The sequence below is a fragment of the Desulfococcus sp. genome (assembly GCF_041737845.1).
Taxonomy (GTDB): domain Bacteria; phylum Desulfobacterota; class Desulfobacteria; order Desulfobacterales; family Desulfococcaceae; genus Desulfococcus.
The window spans coordinates 17300-37776 of the sequence record NZ_JBGSQX010000117.1 but is presented as its reverse complement, the minus strand read 5'-3'; the positions used below and the strand labels follow the sequence as shown (position 1 = coordinate 37776).

Here is a 20477-nt window from a genome sequence, read left to right as displayed (position 1 = left end):
GAATTGATGTCAATCGAAACCTGAGTCCAACAGCCGCAGCGTATCCCAGTGAACCCATGAACCGATTCGCATACCTGACGACGGGTCTGGCCATAAAGGCTGTTTCCGGTCTTTCCAAAGCCAGCATTCAGTTGCACGGCACCGAGAATATCCCCAAGGGTTCGATCATCTTCACGGTCAACCACTTCACCCGCATTGAAACCATGATCCTGCCGAGCTTTATCCATAAGATCATCGGCGGCATCCCCGTCTGGTCGCTTGCAGACGACACCCTGTTCAAGGGCGGCTTCAAGACCTATCTCGATCATGTGGGCGCCATCTCCACCCGGGATCCCGACCGGGACCGCCTGATGGCCAAAACCCTGCTCAAGGGAGACGCGGCCTGGATCATTTTTCCCGAAGGCCGGATGGTCAAAAACAAGAAGATCATGGACAAAGGCCGTTTCGTGATCCTTGGCGAGTCGGGAAAACACCGGCCCCACACGGGTGCGGCCACCCTGGCCCTCCGGACCGAATTCTACCGAAGGCGCATGGCCAAAATCGTCCACAGTTCACCCGATGAAGCCCGGCGCCTGATGTCGCTTTTCGAAATCGACGCCCTCCCGCCGGTGTCGGCGCAGCGGACCTACATCGTCCCCGTCAACATCACCTACTACCCGCTGAGGGCCCATGAAAACGTGCTCAGCAAGCTGGCCGCGACCCTGGTGGAGGACCTGGACCACCGCGCCCTGGAGGAGCTGATGACCGAGGGGTCCATGCTGCTCTCCGGCGTGGATGTGGACATCCGGTTTGGCCCCCCCATCGATGCGGGGGCCTACCTGGACCACTGGGCCGTCTCCAGGGACATCGCGCAGCCGGGGTATGCCAGCTTCGACGATCCCCTCCCCTCCGCCCGCGTATTAAAAAAGGCGGCCGTAAGGCTCATGGAGCGCTACATGACGGCCATCTACGAGATGACCACCGTAAACCACGATCACCTGGCGGCCTCCATCCTCCGGCACATGCCCTTCAGACGCATCCACATCGACGACCTGAAACGGCGGCTCTTTCTCGCGACCCAGCTCGATCTGAAGACCGCCGGGATCTCCTTTCACAAGAGTTTCGAAACCGACCAGGTCCATCTCCTCACCGATGACTGCTATCGGAAATTGAGCGACTTTCTCGCCGTGGTCCTCGAAAAGATGGTCCTCTCGCGGGAAGGGTCATACCTCGTGAAAAACACCTCCTCCTTTGCGCAGGTCTTCAATTTTCATCAGATTCGCATCGACAACCCCGTTGCCGTGATGGCCAATGAAGTGGAGCCCCTGGGTCCGCTTCAGCGCGGGATCCGCCGCATCGCGTTTTCACCGGCCTTCTGGATCAAGCGTCGGACGGCCGCCCATCTGCTCCGGAAGGCCGAGGAGAATTATGTCCAGGACTATGGAACCTATTTTATGGAGGGCGAATCCAAACCGATGGAGGTCGGCATGCCCTACCTGGTCCGGGGCCGCGGCGCAAAGATCGGGGTTCTCCTGATCCACGGCTACATGTCGGCCCCCGCTGAAATGGCAGACCTTGCCGGATACCTGGGGGACAGGGGGATAACCGTCTATGTCCCGAGGCTCAAAGGCCACGGCACAGCCCCGGAGGACCTGGCTTTGCGGACCTATTCGGACTGGCTCGATGCCATCGATGCGGGGTTTGCGGTCATTCGCTGTCTGTGCCGCCGGGTGGTTGTCGGGGGGTTTTCCACAGGCGCCGCCCTGGCCCTGGACCTGGTGTCCCGAAGCGAGGGCGTTCAGGGGGTTTTTGCCGTCTGCCCGCCGAGAAGGCTTCACGACCCCTCCCTGAAGAAAAACCTGGCGGTGGATTTCTGGAACCTTATGGTGAAAAAGGTTCGGGGAACGTCCTACCGGGAGAAGGAATTCATCCCGAACACGCCTGAAAACCCCCATATCAGCTACCGGAAGAACCCGGTTTCAGGAATCCGTGAAATCGAGCGGCTCATGGAAAGGCTTGACGCAAAGCTCCCCGACATCCACCCCCCGGCCCTCGTGATCCATTCTCATCGGGACCCCGTCGCGCGCCCGGAGGAGTCGAAACGGATCTTCGATCTCATCGGCTCCGAGCAGAAGACCTACGTCCTGTTCAATTTTGAACGGCACGGCATCCTGTCCGGCCCCGGCGCCCATATTGTCCACCGGGTCATCGGCGACTTCATCCGGGATCTGGTGTCCAGGGCGCCCCGTTGATCAGCCTCGCAGGACGATGCCCGAGGGAAGGGCCTCCCCGAACATCGTGTTGATCTCCTGCCGCTTCATCTGGACCACGTCGATGAGGGGCCGGATATCGTCCTCTGCAAACACATCCCGGGAGAGGGCTTCGACCACCCGCCGGGTCGTTCCAGGGTCGACATCGCGGATGCGGTCTCCTGTTTTTCTGGCCATCTGGATCGCCGCGGAAAGGGCGGGCCGGGGATCTTTCCACCGGCGGTCCAGGAGCGCGTCTATCCATCGGGCCGCCTCGTCCGGGGGAATGACCCGGTCGACCGGGCCGTAAAGCAGCTCCCGGGCCCCCAGGCGGGCGAGGGACCAGAAATATTGGGCGGCTTCCTTCCTGTCGCCCATCTCCGAGAGCAGCCGCTGCCCCCATTTCACCTTGTCCTTCACGAGGAGAAGCTCCATGTTGGCGACGGCCATCCAGATTTCCAGGTATTCCTGGGGAGGCACCCTGACCCGAGAACCTTTCCCGGGAAACATCACCTTCGACAGGTCCTGAATGAACTGGCGCTGCTGGCCCGGCGTCAGCCCCGCGGCCACCCGCCGCCACATGATCCACCATTCGGACCGGACCTGGGGGGTGTTGCCGTGGATCGGCCCCCCCTTGTAGATCTTCCAGAGCTTCTTGACGCGGTACTCGTCGAAGCCGTCGCCGACCCCCGGCCTCAGGCAATAGCCCGCGAGGTTGAGCCAGCGGCTCTCCGAAAGATGTCGCGCCCCCCGGCCGGCCGCCCGCTCCAGGAGCACATCGGCCATCTTCCGGATGAGAGAGAGGGGCCAATCCTCCCGGGGTCTCTCGACGACCGACGCGATCTCCTTGACCAGGGATGCCAGCTCAAAACTTCCGGCCGGGTCCGAGAAGGCGTCATCGACCCTCCGGCACACCGCCGCCACGACTGATTCATCGAAGATCTCCGCTTCCGACACCTCGGCCGGCAGGGCCGTATCCCGCAACTGGAAGCGGAGCTGCCAGCGGTGGTCGCTCACCCGGGACCGGCACCAGATCCCGAGGGTGCCCGCCTCCGTGTACTCTCCTTCGATCTCGACCGGAATGGATTTCTCCACCCCCTTCCTGCCGTACTGAACGACCGTCTGCAGGGGTGGCAGGGGGGTCAGGGTGTCATCCACCGTCACGAGGTCCCCGGAGGCGTCTCCGGAACGGAAGCTGGAGCTGTACATCTCGAAACGGACCGGCTGGTTGGCCAGCACCTCGAACGAGCGGTCCTTCAGGGTGATCAGGCTGCCCTCCTCGAGGCCCCGCTCCACGATGCAGACGGCCCGCCTTTCCGCGGGGTCCGCCTGGACGCCCATGTAGTAGGAACGGGCGCTGCCGCTCCCCACCCTCACGCCCCGCCCGATTTTGACGAGGCCGTAATACGCCGCCCCCAGGGCCACCGCGACATCCGGATGGGGATTTTCGAGGACCCGGGGCAGCGACGCGTCGGATATCCCGAACCAGTGGCGCAGGGCCTCCCGGATCCGCTCCTGGATCACCGGGGCCTTGAGGGAGCCTCCGTTGAAGAGGATCAGGTCCGGCGTCGGGGTTTCCCTTCCCGTCGCCTTTCGGACGTCATCGGCATGGTGCTCCAGGAACCAGCCCAGATGGCGGGTAACCGCGGGCTCGGGCTCGTAGGGCAGACCGAATTCCGTGATCCCCTTTCGAAGGGCGGCCTGTCTTTCGACGGTCCGATCGACCACGGGGAAAAAGCCGTCCAGAACGATGCGTTCGACCCCCTCCCGGGAGAGTTCCGTGGCAAGGGTGCCGCCGATGAGCTTCCTGCCTGTTCCCATGAGGGTGATCTTCCGGGATTCGCCAAGGCCGTCCAGGAGCATCTCCTTGGCCTGGCGGCACTGGTGGCAGAGCATTTTCCATCGGTCTCCCGAAAGGACGCTCCTGGTTTTTTTCCGGAACAGGGACGCCTCCGCATGGCGGGCCAGGGCCAGATCGATGTTGTCCCCGCCGAGGATCAGGTGGTCGCCCACGGCGATCCTTTCAAACCGGGGGCTCCCGTCCACCTCTCTCAGGGTGATAAGGGTGAAGTCGGTCGTTCCCCCGCCGACATCGCAGACCAGGATCAGTTCGCCGGGCCGGACGTGGTCGCCCCAGGTCTTTTCGTGCCGGATCAGCCAGCTGTAAAAGGCCGCAAGGGGCTCCTCGAGGAGGGTGACCTGGCCGAATCCGGCCATGGCGGCGGCCTCAAGGGTCATATCCCTCGCCACCTCGTCGAAGGAGGCCGGGACCGTGATGGTGACCCTCTGGTTTTCGAGATAAAACTCCGGGTCCTCCCCCTGGTCGTGGTTCCATGCGTTCCGGATGTGCCTGAGAAAATAGGCCGTGGCCCCCACGGGCGAAACCTTGGCCACCTCGTCTCCGGCGCCCCACGGCAGAATCCGGGCATACCGGTCCGCCTTGTCGTGGCAGAGCCAGCTCTTGGCGGAGGAAACCAGCCGAGCCGGCACGGTGGCGCCGTGATCCCGGGAGAAGGACCCCACAAAATTGTCATCCTCGGTTCTCCAAGGAATGGTGATGGCCGTCCGGGAGATGTCGTACTCTCCGGGGATATAGATGAAGGAGGGCAGCACCGGGAGCCTGGAAAACTCTCCCGCGCCGGTCAACTGGGGAATCTGGAAGCTCCGGATCCGCATCGCATCGCGATCCGCAGGCGCCAGATCCACATAGGACACGGCGGAATTGGTGGTTCCCAGATCAATGCCGATGATGTATCGCTTGTCGTTCGGGTCCAAAAGGGCAACTCTCCAAGGCAAAGGCGTTGGGCGGCCTGGCCTCCCGGACGGTTTCCAGGGGCCGTTGACGGCTGAATGCCGGGGATACTACTTCCGCCGCGGCTTTTTGTCAAAAAAATCTGCCGGGCCACCCCATCCAAGTTTGACGGTTTCGCAAAAAGGCCGATATCTGCGTTACGCTTCATCCCTCGTCACTGCGGCGTACTATAAGTATTCCTCATTCCTCGGGATTCGCAAGCCTTGATCTCGGCCTTTTTTCGGAACCGTCTGAAAATCGACTTTTTGCGAACCCATCAAGTTTGGTATTGCAATCCATCTCTTTGCGGTTATAGTATGAGCATAATGCCGCTTTTCCTATGAGTTATCTTAAATTCTGCGCCCGCGGCGGAACGGCGGCGACAAGGCCATACGCAACCCCATCCGGATCAGGGAATGCCCGGACACACCCTCTCCCCATCCACCAGACACAGGAGGAAATCATGGCGGGTCAGACCAGCAACACGCTCCGAAACCATCTTGCAGCGGTAAAAGAGGGAACACGCCGTTTTGAAAACGCCTTTCAGGGCGTCGCCAGAATGATCTTGGACGGCGAGATCCGGAAAGTCGTTGTCAACGGTAAAACCACTTATGATTTCGATATCTTCAGAACCGGAAAGAAGCATGTCATCGGCATGTACGATGAAATCAACAGCTTTGTTTCCTATGTCAAGGATGCCGCGGAAGGGGGCTCTTCCAAAGAGATGGCCTATGTTCTGGTGGGAGAACCCGGAAACGGGAAGACCTTCCTGGTGGATTTTCTCTGCGCGAAATACCGTGAATTCCTTTCGAAGCCTGGAAACCGCAAATTCACCTTTCGCTTCAACAATGTCGATCAACTGGGGAGCTATGGCAGAATCAAAACCATTGAATCCCAGACCTATGAAGACCCCATGATCCTCGGGATGAACCCGTTTGAAGACCCCGGTGAAAACCGCGCGTTTCTGGCCCGGGAGATCGGCTTCTCAGAAGCGGAGGTTGAAACCCTCTACGACAATTACCGGCCCATGGGGGCCTGCAGCGGATACATCTGGAACGACATCCGAAATCACTGCGACGGCGATCTGGATCGAATGCTGGGGTTTGTCGAAATCATTCCCGTTCCCCTGACCGAGAGCCTGGGGACCGTCACCGGCAAATACCCGGCCAAGGACAAGATCACCTCCTCGGCGGTGGACCTTCTGGGCGAGGAGTCGATCCAGCGGCTTCTCCACATCACCGACACCAACAACCCCTACCGGTTCGACCTGCGGCGGGGGGCCCTGGCGAGGGTGGCGGGCGGCGGCATCCATTTCAGCGACGAGATCTTTAAGAACAAGAAAGATCTGGTACAGGTCTATTTAGGCGTCATCCAGAATCGCAACATCGAGATCGACGGATACAAGTGGCCCATCGACACCCTCATCATCGCCACCAGCAACAACTCCGAATTCAACCGCTTCCTGGCGGAAAAGGAAGAGGCGCCCATCGTCGACCGGTGCCGCATCTGCTACGTCTCCCACAACACCAATTACAAGCTCCAGAGCGAACTGACCGCCTATTCCATCGGCAGCGAGGCCCGGACCACCCTCACCCGTGAATCCCTCCACCAGGACCCCAACCTCAACTACGCCACTTCCGTGGCCGTTGTGCTCAGCCGGCTGGCGCGTTCCGAAAAACTGACGCCCATCGAGACCATGAAGCTGGCGGCCGGCGAGGTGGCCGGGGAGAAGAGCATCAAGGCCCTGGCCGAGGTCATCGACACCCTGAACCAGGACCCCGACATCATCAAGCGGTTCGGGCAGAAAGGGCTCGGTCAGCGGAACCTCGGCCGGGCGCTCCAGCTCCTGATCGAAAGCTCGGAAACCAACGAGGGGCAGTGCATGTTCGCCTACGATATCTTCAAGTGCATGGAGCGCATCGTTCTCGACTACGTATCGGACGCCAACGACCGGGCCAAGTACCTGGAGGACCTCAAGATCGCCAAGGGGCTCTACCGCGAGCGGATCATGACGGAGATGTTCAATGCGTACATGGACGAGCCCATGGCCATCCGGAAGGACGTGATGAACTACGTCAACATGATCATCGGCATCGATGCGGAGAATCTGGGCCCGGACAAGATGTGGAAGTACAAGGATCCCCAGTCCAGGGAGCTTCGGGCACTCAAGATCGACGAGCGCTACATCCAGAGCGTCGAAGACCGGCTGGGGCTGAAAACCGAGGAGCACCGGGAAAGCTTCCGGACCACCATCCGCAAGATTTACGGCCAGAAGATCACGGTCGAGCCGAATTACGACTTCATGGACAACCTGGATCTGGTCAAGGCGGTGACCGATGTCCGGCTCAAATCCGACATCGCGGGCGCGGGCAGCCTCATCGGTGCCCTGGCCAACCGCACCAACGAAGAGAACCAGAAGCTCTACGACCGCATGGTCGACACCATGCTGAACAAGCTGGGCTACTGCATGACCTGCGCCCAGAAGACCATCGAATATTTCTGCACGCAGGAAGACGAAAAATAACCGGATATCGATCGGGGCCATTCCCGGAACGGGTCCCGACCGGACCCAACACCGTCGCGAAGAAAAGGCGGGGCAACCATGACGGAACAGCGACTCAAAGCCTATATCGAAGAATTGAAAGCACGGGGCCTTCCGCGCGGGCGGGAGGAGCGCATTCTTCAGGAACTCTCAGAAGACCGCTCCCACGGGATGCCGGCAGACCCGGAGGCGGCGGAGACGGATCGATTTCCGGCCGGCCCGGAGACCCTGTACGAATATTTCGATCTCTTTGAACTCCAGGACATGTCGCCGCCCCATGTCCCCCATGCGACCTGCCTGAGATCCCTGGACGAGCTGCTGGAGCGGGACAAGCTTCGCGAGAAGGACGGATTTCCGAGGAAGGTCCGGGTCGGGAGGCTGGTGAAACCCGGCAAGGGCGGAAAGGACAAGATCGTGGTCGTGCCGACCACCGTCGAGGAGAAGTTCATCCACGACATCATCCGCGCCCCCGAGGATGAAGAGCAGTCGGGCGGCTCCGGTGACGGGGAGGAGGGGGAGGTGATCGGCGAACAGCCCATCCGCTCGCCGGAAGGATCCGGCGCAGGCCCCGGAGAAGGCCGCGGCGGCCCCCATGAAATGGAATCGAGCGCCTACGACCTCGGCAAAATCCTGACGGAAAAGTTCGAGCTGCCCAACCTCAAGGACAAAGGCAAGAAACGCTCGCTCACGCGGTACACCTACGACATGACCGACCGGAACAAGGGGTTCGGCCAGTTTCTGGACAAGAAGGCCACCCTGAAACAGATCCTGGAGACCAATATTCACCTGGGCAACCTCCCGGATGTGGCCGACATCGACCCCACCGGGTTTCTGATCTCTCCGACCGACAGGATCTACCGGATCCTCTCCCGTGAAAAGGATTATGAATCCCAGGCCATGGTCTTTTTCCTGAGGGACTATTCCGGATCCATGACCGGCAAGCCCACCGAGCTGATCGTGTCCCAGCATGTGCTCATTTACAGCTGGCTCCTCTACCAGTATGAAAAGCAGGTGGAATCGCGATTCATCCTCCACGACACCGAGGCGACCGAGGTGGCGGACTTCTATACCTACTACAACACCCGGGTCGCCGGCGGGACCAAGGTGGCGTCCGCCTTCCATCTGGTCAACGAGATCGTCGAAAAGGAAAACCTTGAAAAAGACTACAACATCTATGTGTTCCACGGCACCGACGGGGACGACTGGGACGCGGACGGCAAGGAGACCCTTCCGGAAATCGAGCGGGTGCTCCGGTATGCCAGCCGCGTGGGGGTGACCATCGCCCGGCACGGCACAAGCGGCGAAGAGAGCGAGGTGGAGAAATACCTCAACCGGTCGGGGCTCCTGAAGAACAAACCCGGCCTCATCCGGATGGACGTCATCAAGCAGGATGCCGACGAGGCGCGGATCATCGAGGGAATCAAGGCCCTGATTTCCATGACGGCGGGATAACTCAATTTTGCCTAATCGGGAGTGGCGGTACCTATGGAACTGATCGGCCAGCACGCGAAAAAAATCATGGAGGGATGCAAACAGCGGGCACGGGACGCCGGGCTGCGATTTCAGGATGACACCCTGGAATATATCGTGACCAACCGGGACCTCCTGGAGCTGTCTCCCAAAATCATGATCCCGACCCTTTACGACTACTGGGTCCACGATGTCGAGGTCCTGAAGGGCAAGGGCAAATATGAGCTCTATCCGGGAAATCCCTACGAAACCGTCATCAACACGCGCCCCCCCATCTCCTTTTACAACGACAACAACCCCGACTGGCTCAACGTGATGATCTTCTACCACGTGATCGGCCATATCGACTTTTTTCAGAACAACGTCTTTTTCGAGCACACCCACGACTATGATTTTACCGGTGAAGCCCTCTCGGACAAGCGGCTGATCGCCAAACTGAGGTCCGAAAAGGGGCGGTGGGTCGATTACGTCCTCGAGTTCGCAAGGGGAATCGACAATCTGGTCTCCTTCCACCGCGAGCTTTCCAGAATCGCGCCGCCGGCGGCCGCGTCCGGCTCCGGCCCGATCAATTTCTATTTCGATGTCTTCCTCCAATCCATGAAGAAGGTCAATATCACCGACTACATCAAGGAGATCGAGCGATACAACGCGTGCATGCGCGCCTACGGGAAGCTGGGGGAAGAGACCTTTCTATCCGATACCGCGGTAAAGCACCCCGAATTCAAGGCGGTCTACCAGAAGAGCCTTCAGAAAAAACCCGAGACCAGGATGGATCTCCTGAAGTACCTGATGCTTCACTCCGAATTCCTCAACAAGGAAGAAAACGACTGGATGAAATCGATCCTGCAGGTCATCCGGAAAACGTCGCTCTTTTTCCAGCCCCAGATCCGCACCAAGATCATGAACGAGGGGTGGGCAAGCTACTGGCACGAGATCCTGTTCATGGCCGATGACCGCATCCGGGGACACGAGGTCGATTTCGCCCGCATCAATGCCGGCGTCACCGCAATGCCCCGCGTGGGCCTGAACCCCTACGCGCTGGGGATGCGGCTTTTTTACTTTATCGAGGAAATGGCCGACAAAGGGAAATACGCCTTTGACTTCAGCCGGATCAGAGACGCACGCGAACGGGAGACCTTCGACGCGAAAACAAACGCCGGCCGCCGATATCTCTTCGACGTCCGGAAGAATATGGACGACTTTCTTTTCGTCAGGACCTTCGTCGATCAGGATTTCATCGACGCCCACAGGCTGTTCGTGGTGGGGAAACGGATCAACGCCGCCAAAACGGCCTGGGAATACTACGTCAAATCCCGCAATGCCGAGGACTATCGCGACATGCTGATCGACGGGCTGTATCACCCGCCCCATATCGAGATCGACCCGAACAAGACCGAAAACAGGGTGCTGTATCTCGTGCACCGGTTTGAACACAAGCCCCTGGTGAAAGATTACATCACCAACACCATGATCGGCATCGAATACCTCTGGGGAGGTCCGGTCAAGCTGGAGACCAGCGAGGTGGCCGGCACCCAGGCCCCTTCCGCCTACGGCGTTTTCAGCGTCGGCGGCACCCCCGGAAAGGAGATGCCTGAAGCCCCGGAAATCAAATGGCAGCGGGTCCTCTACACCATGGAAAAACGCCGGATGACCCGCAGAATCCTTTACGATATGGAAAATGTATGAGCCGATTTCCAGACACCGTCATGAGGGGATAAATTAAAGCGATGAACAGCATCCGAAAGGCCATGGACAACCTCAACCGCACCATGGCCGAAAAAACCCCGAACGAGCTTATTTCTTTCGAGGAATTTCTGAAGGTCATGTCCGATAAGCCCTCCCAGGTGATCCGGAACATCTTCCAGATGTTCCACGACATGATCCGGTATTTTGTCAAGGAGAGCCCCGACGAGTACCCGGACGACCCGGAATCCATTCATTACGTCTACTATGACTGCAGCCGCCTGTTCGTTGAAGACACGGACCATCCCTTTTTCGCCGACCGGCTGTTTGCAAACCGTTTCATCAATCATATCGAGGCGCTTCGGCGGGGCGCCCAGCAGAACAAAATCTACATTTTCGACGGTCCTCCCGGATGCGGCAAAAGCACCTTCCTGAACAACCTGTTAAAAAAACACGAAACCTACGCCAACACGCCCGCGGGGCTGCGATATGAAACCGTATGGCGCCTGAACCGGAAGGTCCTGGGAAGCTATCGCGACCGGGAGAACAATCCCATGCTGGACAACCTCTACCGGATCCTTTCCGTGACCTCGCCCGCCAGGGACGCCTTTGACCTGAACGACGACGAGACGGCGCCATCCCAGGAGAACGCCTGCGAGGGAGACGCCTTCCTCCAGGATTTTCATGAAGACTATATCGACGTCCCCTGCCCCAGTCATGAGCACCCCCTGCTTATCATCCCCAAGCGATACCGGCGGCAGCTTTTCGACGATCTGTTCGAAAACGACGAGTTCAAGTGGAAACTCTTCACGGACAAGGCCTACGAATGGGTTTTCCGGGACAAACCCTGCACCATCTGCAGTTCCCTCTACCAGGCCCTTCTGGCCCGCGTTCAGCGCCCTGAAGAGGTCTTCAAAATGGTCTTCGTGAGGCCCTATCATTTCAACCGCCGGCTGGGTCAGGGCATCAGCGTATTCAACCCCGGGGACAAGCCCATGCGCCAGGCCACCATGACCAACCCCATGCTCCAGCGGCGCATCAACGACATCCTCAAGGACAGCAACCAGGTCAACTATATCTTTTCCCAATATGCAAAAACCAACAACGGCATCTACGCCCTGATGGACATCAAATCCCACAATATCGAACGGCTGATGGAACTCCACAACATCATCAGCGAGGGGGTCCACAAGGTTGAGGACGTCGAGGAAAACGTCAACTCCCTCTTCTTCGCCCTCATGAATCCCGAGGACAAGAAGAACATCCACGGGCTCCAGTCCTTTTCCGACCGCATCGAATACATCCAGATCCTCTATGTCCTTGATTTGAACACAGAGGTGGAGATCTATAAAAACATCTTCGGCAAGCATATCCTCGACAGCTTCCTCCCCCGGGTCCTTCATAATTTCGCCCGCGTGATCATCTCGTCCCGTCTCAACCAGAAATCCGAAGCCCTCCTTCAATGGATCGGCGATCCGGACAAATACAGCCTTTACTGCGACGCCAACCTCCACCTCCTCAAGATGGAGATTTACACCGGTTATATCCCCAAATGGCTGTCGGACGATGACCGCAAGACCTTCACCGCGAAGGTCCGTCGGAAAATCCTTGCGGAATCGGAAGCCGAAGGACAGAAGGGCTTTTCGGGACGGGACTCCATCAAGATCTTCAACGAATTTTATTCGACCTGCGCCCGCGAGGACAAGCTGATCAACATGTCCACCCTGTGCAACTATTTTACCAAGATCCGTGCCGACCTGAGCGAGGACATTCCCCCGGGCTTTCTGGAGTCCCTCCTCAGGATGTACGACTACACCGTCCTTCAGGAGGTCAAGGAATCTCTCTACAACTACAACGAGGCTCAGATCGCAAGAGATATCCAGAACTATCTCTTTTCCATCAATTTTGAACCGGGCGCCAAGGAAACCAGCCCGTATACGGGCGAACACCTTGAGATCACGGATGAGTTCCTGTGGGGAATTGAGAACCGGCTCATAGGAGGGAACGTCACAGATGCCCGGAGATCCGAATTCCGTTCAGAGACACAGAAGATTTATGCCGCAAAAACCCTGACCCAGGAAATCCTCATGGAAGGGCTGCCCATCACCGAAACCCAGCTCTTCAGCGAACTTCGGGAACGGTACGTCCATACCCTGAAAGAGAAGGTGCTGGACCCGTTCCTCAAGAACGAAAACTTCCGGCAGGCCGTCAAGGACTACGGCAAGGAATCCTTCAAGACCTACGACAAACGCATCCGGGAGGATGTGACCTTCCTGATGAACAACCTCACGCAACGGTCCAGATACACGGAGCAGGGGGCCAAGGAGGTCTGCATGTACGTGATCGACAACAATCTGGCCGCAAAATTCGGCAGTCGATGAAATGAAAAATTCCTGAAGCATCCTGATGACACCCTCCCGGTTCTCTGGTATAAAGCCATGGGGAGTATCGATGCCGACAATCGGCCGGCAGATCCCCAAGGTAACGGACCCCCGCCGCGCATGCTGCATCGGGCCAAGCAAGACGGTTGCAGAGCGCTTTCGGCGCACCGGCATCCTGACGGAAATCGACCCATAACCATTGACATGATTAATGAGAAAAATAAGAATATTAATCTTTTTCAGCCTTTTTGCGGGAGTCATGGGGTGTATGATAGAGCGCCACGCCCCCCATACCGCCGCTCCCGGCGCCCCTGACACCTACAACCGTGCCCCGGTGGATTCGATCGACGGCCTGCCTGGAAAAGACGCCTCGACCCATGACCCTGGAACTCGGAAAAGCCCGTCCGACGAAAAGCCCAAAGAAAACTCTAAACAGCGGAGCATCCCATCCCTTGAAGCCAGGCTTGCCAAGGTCGGCATCGACGGCGCCCATGTCATTCATTTGGTCCAGGCCGGGGAGACCCTCTCCGAAATCGCCAAGGCACGTTACGGCACGTCCAGGAAAGACCTCCTGCAGACGCTGAAAAAAGTCAACGAGATCCAGGAAACGGACACGGTTCAGGCCGGATGGGAGCTGATCCTCCCGGCCATGACGATTGACGGGGAGGTCCGGCCGAAATCCGGGATGGAAGCCTCCCTCCCCCCCGACCAGAGGCTCGAACCCGGGGCGGGCGCGCCGCGCCCGTCCGACGGCGGGGGCGATGATGCATCCGCGGTATCCATACCCCCCCCGGAGGATGACGGAAGGACCGCAGAAGGGCCCGCCTTCAGCCGTTTCCAGGAAGGGGTCTTTGCATTTAAACGGGAAGATTACCCCGCAGCATACGATGCCTTTGCATTTGAATCGGGGTCAGACCAACGCTGCGATCCCTGTGCGCCCTACCTGAAAGAGATCAAGACGCGCGCCGGCCTTCATTTTGAAAAAGGCCTGGGCCTGTTCAGGCAAAGGTCTTATGCCAAGGCCATACAGGAATTTGAGAAGGCCCGGATTCCGCCGAACCACTCCCAGACGGCGGAATATCTCTTTAAATCTCATTTTGAGATCGCACTGAAAAAATTCCTTAAATACAAGCGCTCGGGGGACAGAAGCCTTTACATCCAGGCCCGGACCAGCCTGAACCAGGCCCGCCAATACCGCGCGGAATGCCCCGGATGCACCGATTACGAAGAGGCCTTCAAGAAAACCCACTACAACAACGGCATCAAGTACTTTACGGGCAATGACGGCGACAGCATGGACAACGCGCTGAAGGAATGGGAGAAGGTGCGATTCATCGACCCCGGCTACAAGGATGTCTCGGAAAACATCCTCCAGGCCGAAGCCCTGCTGAAAAAACTGAAAAAGTTCAAGAAGGTATCCTGAAAGCGGGCGGTGGGCGAGACCGGCTTCGATGACAGGGGTGCAGCGGATCGGCAGGAGCCCTTTTCGCCTGCATCCGGGCGGTTAAGAAATCCGGGAGAGGACGACCGTAATATTGTCTGAGCCGCCGGCCTGTTTCGCCAGGGATATGCATGCGTCGGCCTTTTGGGGCAGGAGGGTATCGGCCGCCAGCGCCGCCGTGATCTCCGCGTCCTCGACCATGTCTGTCAAGCCGTCCGAGCACAGCAGATAGATGTCCCCCGGCAGGGATTTTCCCCTGATCAGGTCGAGGTGAAGGTTCTTCTCGATGCCCACCGCCCTCAGGATCACATTGCGATGGGAATGGCGCCGCGCCTGGTCGGCGGAGATCATTCCCTGATCCACCATGTTCTGGACCAGGGAATGGTCGCGGGTGAGCTGCTTGAGTTCGCCGTTTCGAAACCGGTAGGTCCGGCTGTCGCCGACATGCCCCAGAACGAATCCCCCGTTGCAGAAGGCCATCAGTTCGGCCGTGCACCCCATGCCCTTGTGCCGGGGTTCCTCCCTGACGTGATCCAGAATGTATTTATTGGCCACCTGGAAAGACTTCTGAACCAGGAGCAGCACTGCGGGAATCGAATCCGCCCTCCTTCCGGAGAAAACCTTGAAGCAGGTCTCGGCGAAATATCGACTGGCCAGCTCCCCCGCGGCGGCGCCCCCCATGCCGTCGGCCACCAGACAGAACTTCAGGTCCGATCTGATGAGAAACACATCTTCATTGTTGGTGCGCTTCAGACCGACGTCGGTCTGGCCGGAGAATGCAATGTCAGGCATATGGTATCGCTAATTCTAATGAAGGTTTTCAAAACCAGGTCACCCCGCCGGCCGCAGGCTTATGATCATGCTGAATGGCGGCAGGTCATCACGCCGGGGATAACCGCTTCCGGCGGGAGGCGATGAAAGCCCCGAAGCCGCGTGCATGAAAGGCTGCCCTCAGCCACGCGAGCGGCATGAAGGATCGGAGATTCGGCCGGGGCGCTCAAAAGGGCCGCCTGTGCTGAAACTAACGGAAAACCACCTCAATATCAAATGATTTTTTGAATAATTCGTGAGGCGCATTATAATATGTGCTTGACAACATGGATGAATTCTATAGACTTTCTGACGCGTTCATCAACCCGTGCAACCCCCACAAGGCCATAGGATCGCATGCCTCAGCAACCGACTATTATTGTTCAGCTTATCCATATTCATGGGCCGCTCAAAGGAACGATTCAGGAGTTTTCGGATCCTGAAATCACCATCGGCCGTCACCCGTCCTGCCATGTCCAGTTCCCAAAGAACCTTGCCACAATCTCCCGGTATCACGCCAAAATCATTCGGGACGGAAACCGGTTCAAGCTGGTGGACCAAAGCATCAACGGCACGTTTATCCGGGGCAAGCGGATAACTGAGACATATCTTAATTCAGGGGATGTGCTGATCCTTGCCGAGGAGAACGGCCCGAAGATCAGCTTCCTGGCTGAAATACGGTCCGATGTACAGGCGTCCGCTCCTCCACCTCCGGCCCGGCAGCATCCGGCCCCGCCGAGAGAGCGCTACCCCGCCCCGCCGGAGCCTGACGGCAGGACACTCGAGATGGACCAGGAGATCGCCCCCCCGATCCGCACGCCGTCCCCCCCATCGCCGGCAGCGCCCTCCCCGCCCATCGTCGGGAAGGTCAAAGCCCCCCTCGCGATTCAATACGGACCGACATTGAAGGCCTTCAAGGAACTGCCCATCACGGTGGGAAGACACCCGGACTGCGATTTTCCCCTGGACCATCCGGATATCCTGGACCGGCACCTTCAAATCTTCTTCAGCATGGACCGATACGGCATCAAAGATCTCACCGGGAGACGCATGGTGTCTGTCAACGGGCATCCCTTTGAAGGCCATGCCCTTCTCAGTCCCAACGACCGGCTGCGTCTGGGGCCGAAAGGGCCCAGCTTTCAATTTCTGGCGGGAGGGCGGCTGGCGGAGATCGACGAACCCGGCGCAGCCGCAGGGGGTCCGCCGGAAGCCGGACCCGATCCCGCGGGCACCCCGCTCAAGGGCGCCCCCAGGGGGCGATCCATGATCGACAAGCTGTTCAACCGGTAGGGTCGCCCGCCGGAGATGGGGATGGAAGGATGTCGCCTGCGGCCGCCCTGGCCGCGGTCATGCCCTCGGCAAGGCCCGGGGCGGACGCCGTTTTCGCAGCGGCGCGCAGGACTCGGCCGCTTTCCACCTCCACGAGCCGGATATCCAGCCGCATCCGGCCGCCCATGACGATATAGCCCCCGAACACCATGAACCGGGCCCCCACGATTTTACCGATCCTCAGCCGCGTGCCCTCGTCCGCCAGCGCGGACGACCCCAGGTGAAGCTCCTCTAAAGCCAGCACGAGCTGCTCCCGCTCGACGATCGTATAGCGGCCGGATTCTTCGAACACCGCCACGATGGAAGCGGAGAGCACCTCCCCCCAATCGGCCGCCGAGACATCCCCGAAGTTTTCCAGGTCCCATACGGCAACGCTCTGCACCGACGGCGCGGCCCCTTTTCCGTCGGGCGCCGTGACGCACCCGGACAGGCCCGCGAGAAGAACCGCCAGAAGAACGAACACCCGGATTCGCGCGTGGTTTGGGTTCATGTCATCCTTCGGAGACGAAAGGATCGATCTTTTCCTGGACCTGATCGTCTCTTTTCAGGGCCCGCGCCTTCTTCGTGATCCGACCCCGACAAAACTCCTTTTCCACCGCCACGACCTCGATCAGACCGATGGGTGTTGCCGTCCCCTCGAGTGTTTTGCCCTTGTACTGAATCCGCTTCGGGGCGTCCAAAATCTCAAAACGGGTCCCCAGGACCACACCCTGGGCTTCACCGATGTTGAGGAGCGCCTCCTCCCCCTGGACCTCCACAACGAATCCTCTCAGAGGATATTTTTCAATGACGGCGTGAAGGAGTTCGCGGTTCAATCGGTTCAGCTCTTCCTCCAAAGACCCCCCGGCTGGCAACCGGCGGGTGATGACCTTGGGGACCGCCGAGGTTTCGGTGTCGATGAGCCGCAGGTTGAAGAGGGTCCCGTCCGGCATGTGATGAAGGGTGCCGGTGCCGATCAGTTTGGCGGCCAGAACCTTTCCCAGCCGGAGCGCCGTGTTGGGGTCGGCCAGTTCGGAGGAGCCCAGGTTCAGCTCCTCCAGCAGGTGCTCGATGAGCGTCCGCTCCACGGCTTTCACCCGGCCCGATGCGTTGAGCCTGTCCCCCAGTTGGACGGCCAGGGCCGTCGATAAACCATCCCGCTCGGAAAGGCCCCCTTTTTCCTGGAAATCCATGAGCGTCAGCACCATGGGGCGGGAGGTCCAGGTATCCTCCTCGCCCTTTTGGGGCGACTGCTTCTGCCGCCGGTATCTTTCCGCAAGCTCCTTGACGAGCTTGTCGATGCGCTCCTTCCGGCTGCGGTCCTGGTTGAGGGCGATCATCTCCTCGGCTTTTCCGGCCAGCACCGAGGCGATCATGTCCCCCTTGTCCAGGGCGAGGGTGCTGCGATAGCTCGCCAGTGCCTGGTCCCACTGCCCCTCCTTCTCGTAGGTTACGCCCTTGTTCGAGGTGGCCTCCACATAGTAGGGGTCGATCTCCACGGCCTGGTCGTAAAGGCCCCGGGCCTCCTTGTACTCCCCGAGGCTCGCGTAGAACCGCCCCAGTTGATTGCGGGCCTGAGCCTTCTGGGTGGGGGACCCTTCCGGCTTTGCCGCTGCCTTCCGGTATTTTTCCTCGGCCGCCGCCTTCTGGTTCCGGGAGTAGAGGATATCGCCCTGGATCACCTGGGCCTGAACCCTGCCGGGCGCCTTCCTTTCCAGCTCCCCGGCCAACCGGGCGGCGCGGTCCGTCTGCCCGGTTTTGGCGTAGACAACGGCCGCCACCTCCTTTCCCAGGATCTCCCCCTCGCCTTTGGATGCGATCATCTTTTTGGAGATGTCTTCGGCCTCCTTCAGGTTGCCCTCCTGGATGGCGGCGTAGGCCTCAACCGAGCGGGCCTCCACATTCCGGGGGTTCTTGTCGGCCACCTCCCGGGTGATGGCCTTGGCCAGGGCGGTCTCTTTCCTCTGGAGATTCCGTTCGGCGAGCCTTACCAGCATCACCTCCGTGGATTTTCCGCCGCCCTGGAAATAATCCATCACCGTGAGTCCCGGCCCCAGGATATACACCGTGGGCAGGATGACGCGCGCGCCATACAGATCACTGATGCCTTCAGCGTCCAGCAGGATGGGAAAATCGACGGCATTCTGCGACACGAAGTCCGCGACCCCTTGCCTGGGGGACCTCGTAATCCCCCAGACGGCAAGGTCGGTGCCCTTGAACCTGCGGCAGATCTGGCCAAGACTTGCCAGCCCGTCCCGGCTGGAGGGTGAGGCCGCGTCAAAAAAATAGAGCACCGCCATGGGCCGGCTCTTGAGCACAGACAGATCGTAGGACTTCCCGTCCACTCCCGCGCCCGCAAACATCGGGGCCGCCTGTCCCGAGCGAGGCGCCGCCCATGCGGAAACAGATGCCAACAATACCGTCAGGGCCGCACAACACGGAATCACCAAGAGCTTCGATACGGGTCTCATCCGATCCTCCTTCATCTTCGGGTCAACGCACCGCCGGCAGTGTCCGACACCGCCGGTCCGCACCAGGCCGCTGCGCTGGAAACGAGGCTGATGCATACCCCGGTTCTGGTCATGAATCAATATAATCATTTGTAATCTAATGAAGAAATACCGCTCAATCGGCCACCGGGTTCAATTTCACGAATACCGGCGTTTCACCGGCCTGGTCCAGATCGATCTGGGCTTCCCAGTTGTAGTAGTCCTGGAGCTGCATCCGGACCTCCTGCTTGCCCAGGGGGAGCTCGATCTGAAGGGGCGTGCGTCCCTTCAGCGTGCCGTTGATGAACACCTCCGCGTCCACCGGGTCGCTCTCAATGGTCAGCATCGCCGTTTCTACCGGAGGCTTCGGGGGTTCCTCGACCACCTGCTCTTTCAGCGGGAAAACCTTAAGCCCGATCACCACGGCGATCAGCAAAAACGCCAGGACACCGACCGCATAGATCGATTTGAGGATCCTTCTCCTCTGTACGGAAGCCCCATCGGCTCTCTTCTCGGTTTTAATAACGGATAGAGCGCGAAGGGCTTCGGCCATGTCGCGGCCGGTCTGAAACCGCCGGTCCGGATTCTTCTCCAGGCACCGCATGATGATATCCGACAGTGCCCGGGGGATTGACGGATTGACGGAAACGGGGGCCGGCGGCTTCCTGTCGGTCACCTGCTTGAAAATGACGGCCATGTTCGGCCCCCCGAAAGGCCTTTTTCCCGCCGCCAGCTCATACAGGATGACCCCCAGGGCATATAGGTCCGACCGGCCGTCAGGGGGTGTCCCCAGCACCTGCTCGGGGGACATGTAGACCGGGGTTCCGAGGATTTCGCCGGCCCGGGTCTGGAGGGTGGAGGAGACATCCTCGATATGGGCGATCCCGAAATCGGTGATCTTGACCTGGTTGTCCTCCCCCAGCATGATGTTGGCCGGTTTGATGTCCCTGTGGACGATGCCCCTGCCGTGCGCGTAATCCAGGGCCTCCGCCGTCTGAATGCCGATCCGGACGATCTCATCGATGCCGAACGGCCGTTCCCTGGCGAGGTCGCTGATCGCCCTGCCCTTCAGGAGTTCCATCGCGATATAGATTGTCCCGTGATCCTGGCCGACGTCATAGACCGTGACGATATTGGGATGGGAAAGGCGCCCGATGGCCACAGCCTCTTTAAAAAACCGCTGAACAAAATAATCGTCGTTCACGAGATTATCGTGCAGGGCTTTCAACGCAACGAACCGGTCTATCCTGGGGTCGTGGGCATTGTAGACCACCCCCATGGCCCCTTTTCCCAACTCGCTGATCACTTCATAGCGGCCGAATTTCAGCATCTAC

12 protein-coding genes are annotated in these 20477 nt (G+C 59.4%); 7 read left to right on the top strand and 5 right to left on the bottom strand.

Annotated elements, in window-relative coordinates; all coding sequences use genetic code 11:
- Window positions 1–56: 56 nt before the first annotated feature.
- The gene (locus tag ACEW8N_RS14015) at window positions 57–2231 is read left to right on the top strand and encodes an alpha/beta fold hydrolase (protein ID WP_373500456.1); all 2175 of its coding nucleotides are present in this window, start codon (window positions 57–59) and stop codon (window positions 2229–2231) included.
- Here ACEW8N_RS14015 and ACEW8N_RS14010 read toward each other — a convergent pair whose 3' ends face one another.
- Window positions 2232–5003: an Hsp70 family protein gene (locus ACEW8N_RS14010; RefSeq protein ID WP_373500455.1), complete on the bottom strand. Its 2772-nt coding sequence runs from the start codon at window positions 5001–5003 to the stop codon at window positions 2232–2234.
- 479 nt (window positions 5004–5482) lie between these two features.
- Between ACEW8N_RS14010 and ACEW8N_RS14005 the strand changes: the two genes are divergently transcribed.
- The 5 genes from ACEW8N_RS14005 to ACEW8N_RS13985 all read left to right on the top strand — a co-directional run bounded on the left by ACEW8N_RS14005 (window position 5483) and on the right by ACEW8N_RS13985 (window position 14518).
- A complete protein-coding gene (locus ACEW8N_RS14005) occupies window positions 5483–7543 on the top strand; it encodes a serine protein kinase PrkA (protein WP_373500454.1) in 2061 nt (686 codons plus the stop codon).
- A gap of 78 nt (window positions 7544–7621) precedes the next feature.
- Window positions 7622–9013, top strand: coding sequence for a DUF444 family protein (locus ACEW8N_RS14000; protein WP_373500453.1), 1392 nt, complete (start codon window positions 7622–7624; stop codon window positions 9011–9013).
- Between the two features lie 33 nt (window positions 9014–9046).
- Window positions 9047–10717 carry a SpoVR family protein gene (locus ACEW8N_RS13995; RefSeq protein WP_373500452.1) on the top strand — a complete coding sequence of 557 codons (1671 nt, stop codon included), beginning with the start codon at window positions 9047–9049 and terminating at the stop codon, window positions 10715–10717.
- Window positions 10718–10758: 41 nt separating this feature from the next.
- Window positions 10759–13095, top strand: coding sequence for a serine protein kinase PrkA (locus ACEW8N_RS13990; protein ID WP_373500451.1), 2337 nt, complete (start codon window positions 10759–10761; stop codon window positions 13093–13095).
- A gap of 268 nt (window positions 13096–13363) precedes the next feature.
- Window positions 13364–14518: a LysM peptidoglycan-binding domain-containing protein gene (locus ACEW8N_RS13985; RefSeq protein WP_373500450.1), complete on the top strand. Its 1155-nt coding sequence runs from the start codon at window positions 13364–13366 to the stop codon at window positions 14516–14518.
- A gap of 81 nt (window positions 14519–14599) precedes the next feature.
- On the opposite strand, the gene ACEW8N_RS13980 is transcribed toward ACEW8N_RS13985, so the two are convergent.
- Window positions 14600–15328, bottom strand: a complete 729-nt coding sequence (locus tag ACEW8N_RS13980; protein WP_373500449.1) for a Stp1/IreP family PP2C-type Ser/Thr phosphatase — start codon at window positions 15326–15328, stop codon at window positions 14600–14602.
- Between the two features lie 375 nt (window positions 15329–15703).
- Here ACEW8N_RS13980 and ACEW8N_RS13975 point away from each other — a divergent pair, with 375 nt between their 5' ends.
- Window positions 15704–16636 carry an FHA domain-containing protein gene (locus ACEW8N_RS13975; RefSeq protein ID WP_373500448.1) on the top strand — a complete coding sequence of 311 codons (933 nt, stop codon included), beginning with the start codon at window positions 15704–15706 and terminating at the stop codon, window positions 16634–16636.
- Here the strand turns inward: ACEW8N_RS13975 and ACEW8N_RS13970 are convergent.
- From ACEW8N_RS13970 to ACEW8N_RS13960, 3 genes are all read right to left on the bottom strand, one after another.
- Window positions 16626–17165: a CsgG/HfaB family protein gene (locus ACEW8N_RS13970; RefSeq protein ID WP_373500447.1), complete on the bottom strand. Its 540-nt coding sequence runs from the start codon at window positions 17163–17165 to the stop codon at window positions 16626–16628. The two genes, ACEW8N_RS13975 and ACEW8N_RS13970, sit on opposite strands and share 11 nt — an antisense overlap.
- Before the next feature lies 1 nt (window position 17166).
- The gene (locus ACEW8N_RS13965; RefSeq protein WP_373500446.1) at window positions 17167–19125 is read right to left on the bottom strand and encodes a tetratricopeptide repeat protein; all 1959 of its coding nucleotides are present in this window, start codon (window positions 19123–19125) and stop codon (window positions 17167–17169) included.
- Window positions 19126–19279: 154 nt separating this feature from the next.
- Window positions 19280–20473, bottom strand: coding sequence for a serine/threonine-protein kinase (locus ACEW8N_RS13960; protein ID WP_373500445.1), 1194 nt, complete (start codon window positions 20471–20473; stop codon window positions 19280–19282).
- Window positions 20474–20477: the final 4 nt, after the last annotated feature.

Bases quoted from the DNA above. Each gene is read 5' to 3' on its own strand.
- ACEW8N_RS14015 (WP_373500456.1), top strand. From the start codon at position 57: ATGAACCGATTCGCATACCTGACGACGGGTCTGGCCATAAAGGCTGTT.
- ACEW8N_RS14005 (WP_373500454.1), top strand. From the start codon at position 5,483: ATGGCGGGTCAGACCAGCAACACGCTCCGAAACCATCTTGCAGCGGTA.
- ACEW8N_RS14000 (WP_373500453.1), top strand. From the start codon at position 7,622: ATGACGGAACAGCGACTCAAAGCCTATATCGAAGAATTGAAAGCACGG.
- ACEW8N_RS13995 (WP_373500452.1), top strand. From the start codon at position 9,047: ATGGAACTGATCGGCCAGCACGCGAAAAAAATCATGGAGGGATGCAAA.
- ACEW8N_RS13990 (WP_373500451.1), top strand. From the start codon at position 10,759: ATGAACAGCATCCGAAAGGCCATGGACAACCTCAACCGCACCATGGCC.
- ACEW8N_RS13985 (WP_373500450.1), top strand. From the start codon at position 13,364: ATGATAGAGCGCCACGCCCCCCATACCGCCGCTCCCGGCGCCCCTGAC.
- ACEW8N_RS13980 (WP_373500449.1), bottom strand. From the start codon at position 15,328: ATGCCTGACATTGCATTCTCCGGCCAGACCGACGTCGGTCTGAAGCGC.
- ACEW8N_RS13975 (WP_373500448.1), top strand. From the start codon at position 15,704: ATGCCTCAGCAACCGACTATTATTGTTCAGCTTATCCATATTCATGGG.
- ACEW8N_RS13970 (WP_373500447.1), bottom strand. From the start codon at position 17,165: ATGAACCCAAACCACGCGCGAATCCGGGTGTTCGTTCTTCTGGCGGTT.
- ACEW8N_RS13965 (WP_373500446.1), bottom strand. From the start codon at position 19,125: ATGAGACCCGTATCGAAGCTCTTGGTGATTCCGTGTTGTGCGGCCCTG.
- ACEW8N_RS13960 (WP_373500445.1), bottom strand. From the start codon at position 20,473: ATGCTGAAATTCGGCCGCTATGAAGTGATCAGCGAGTTGGGAAAAGGG.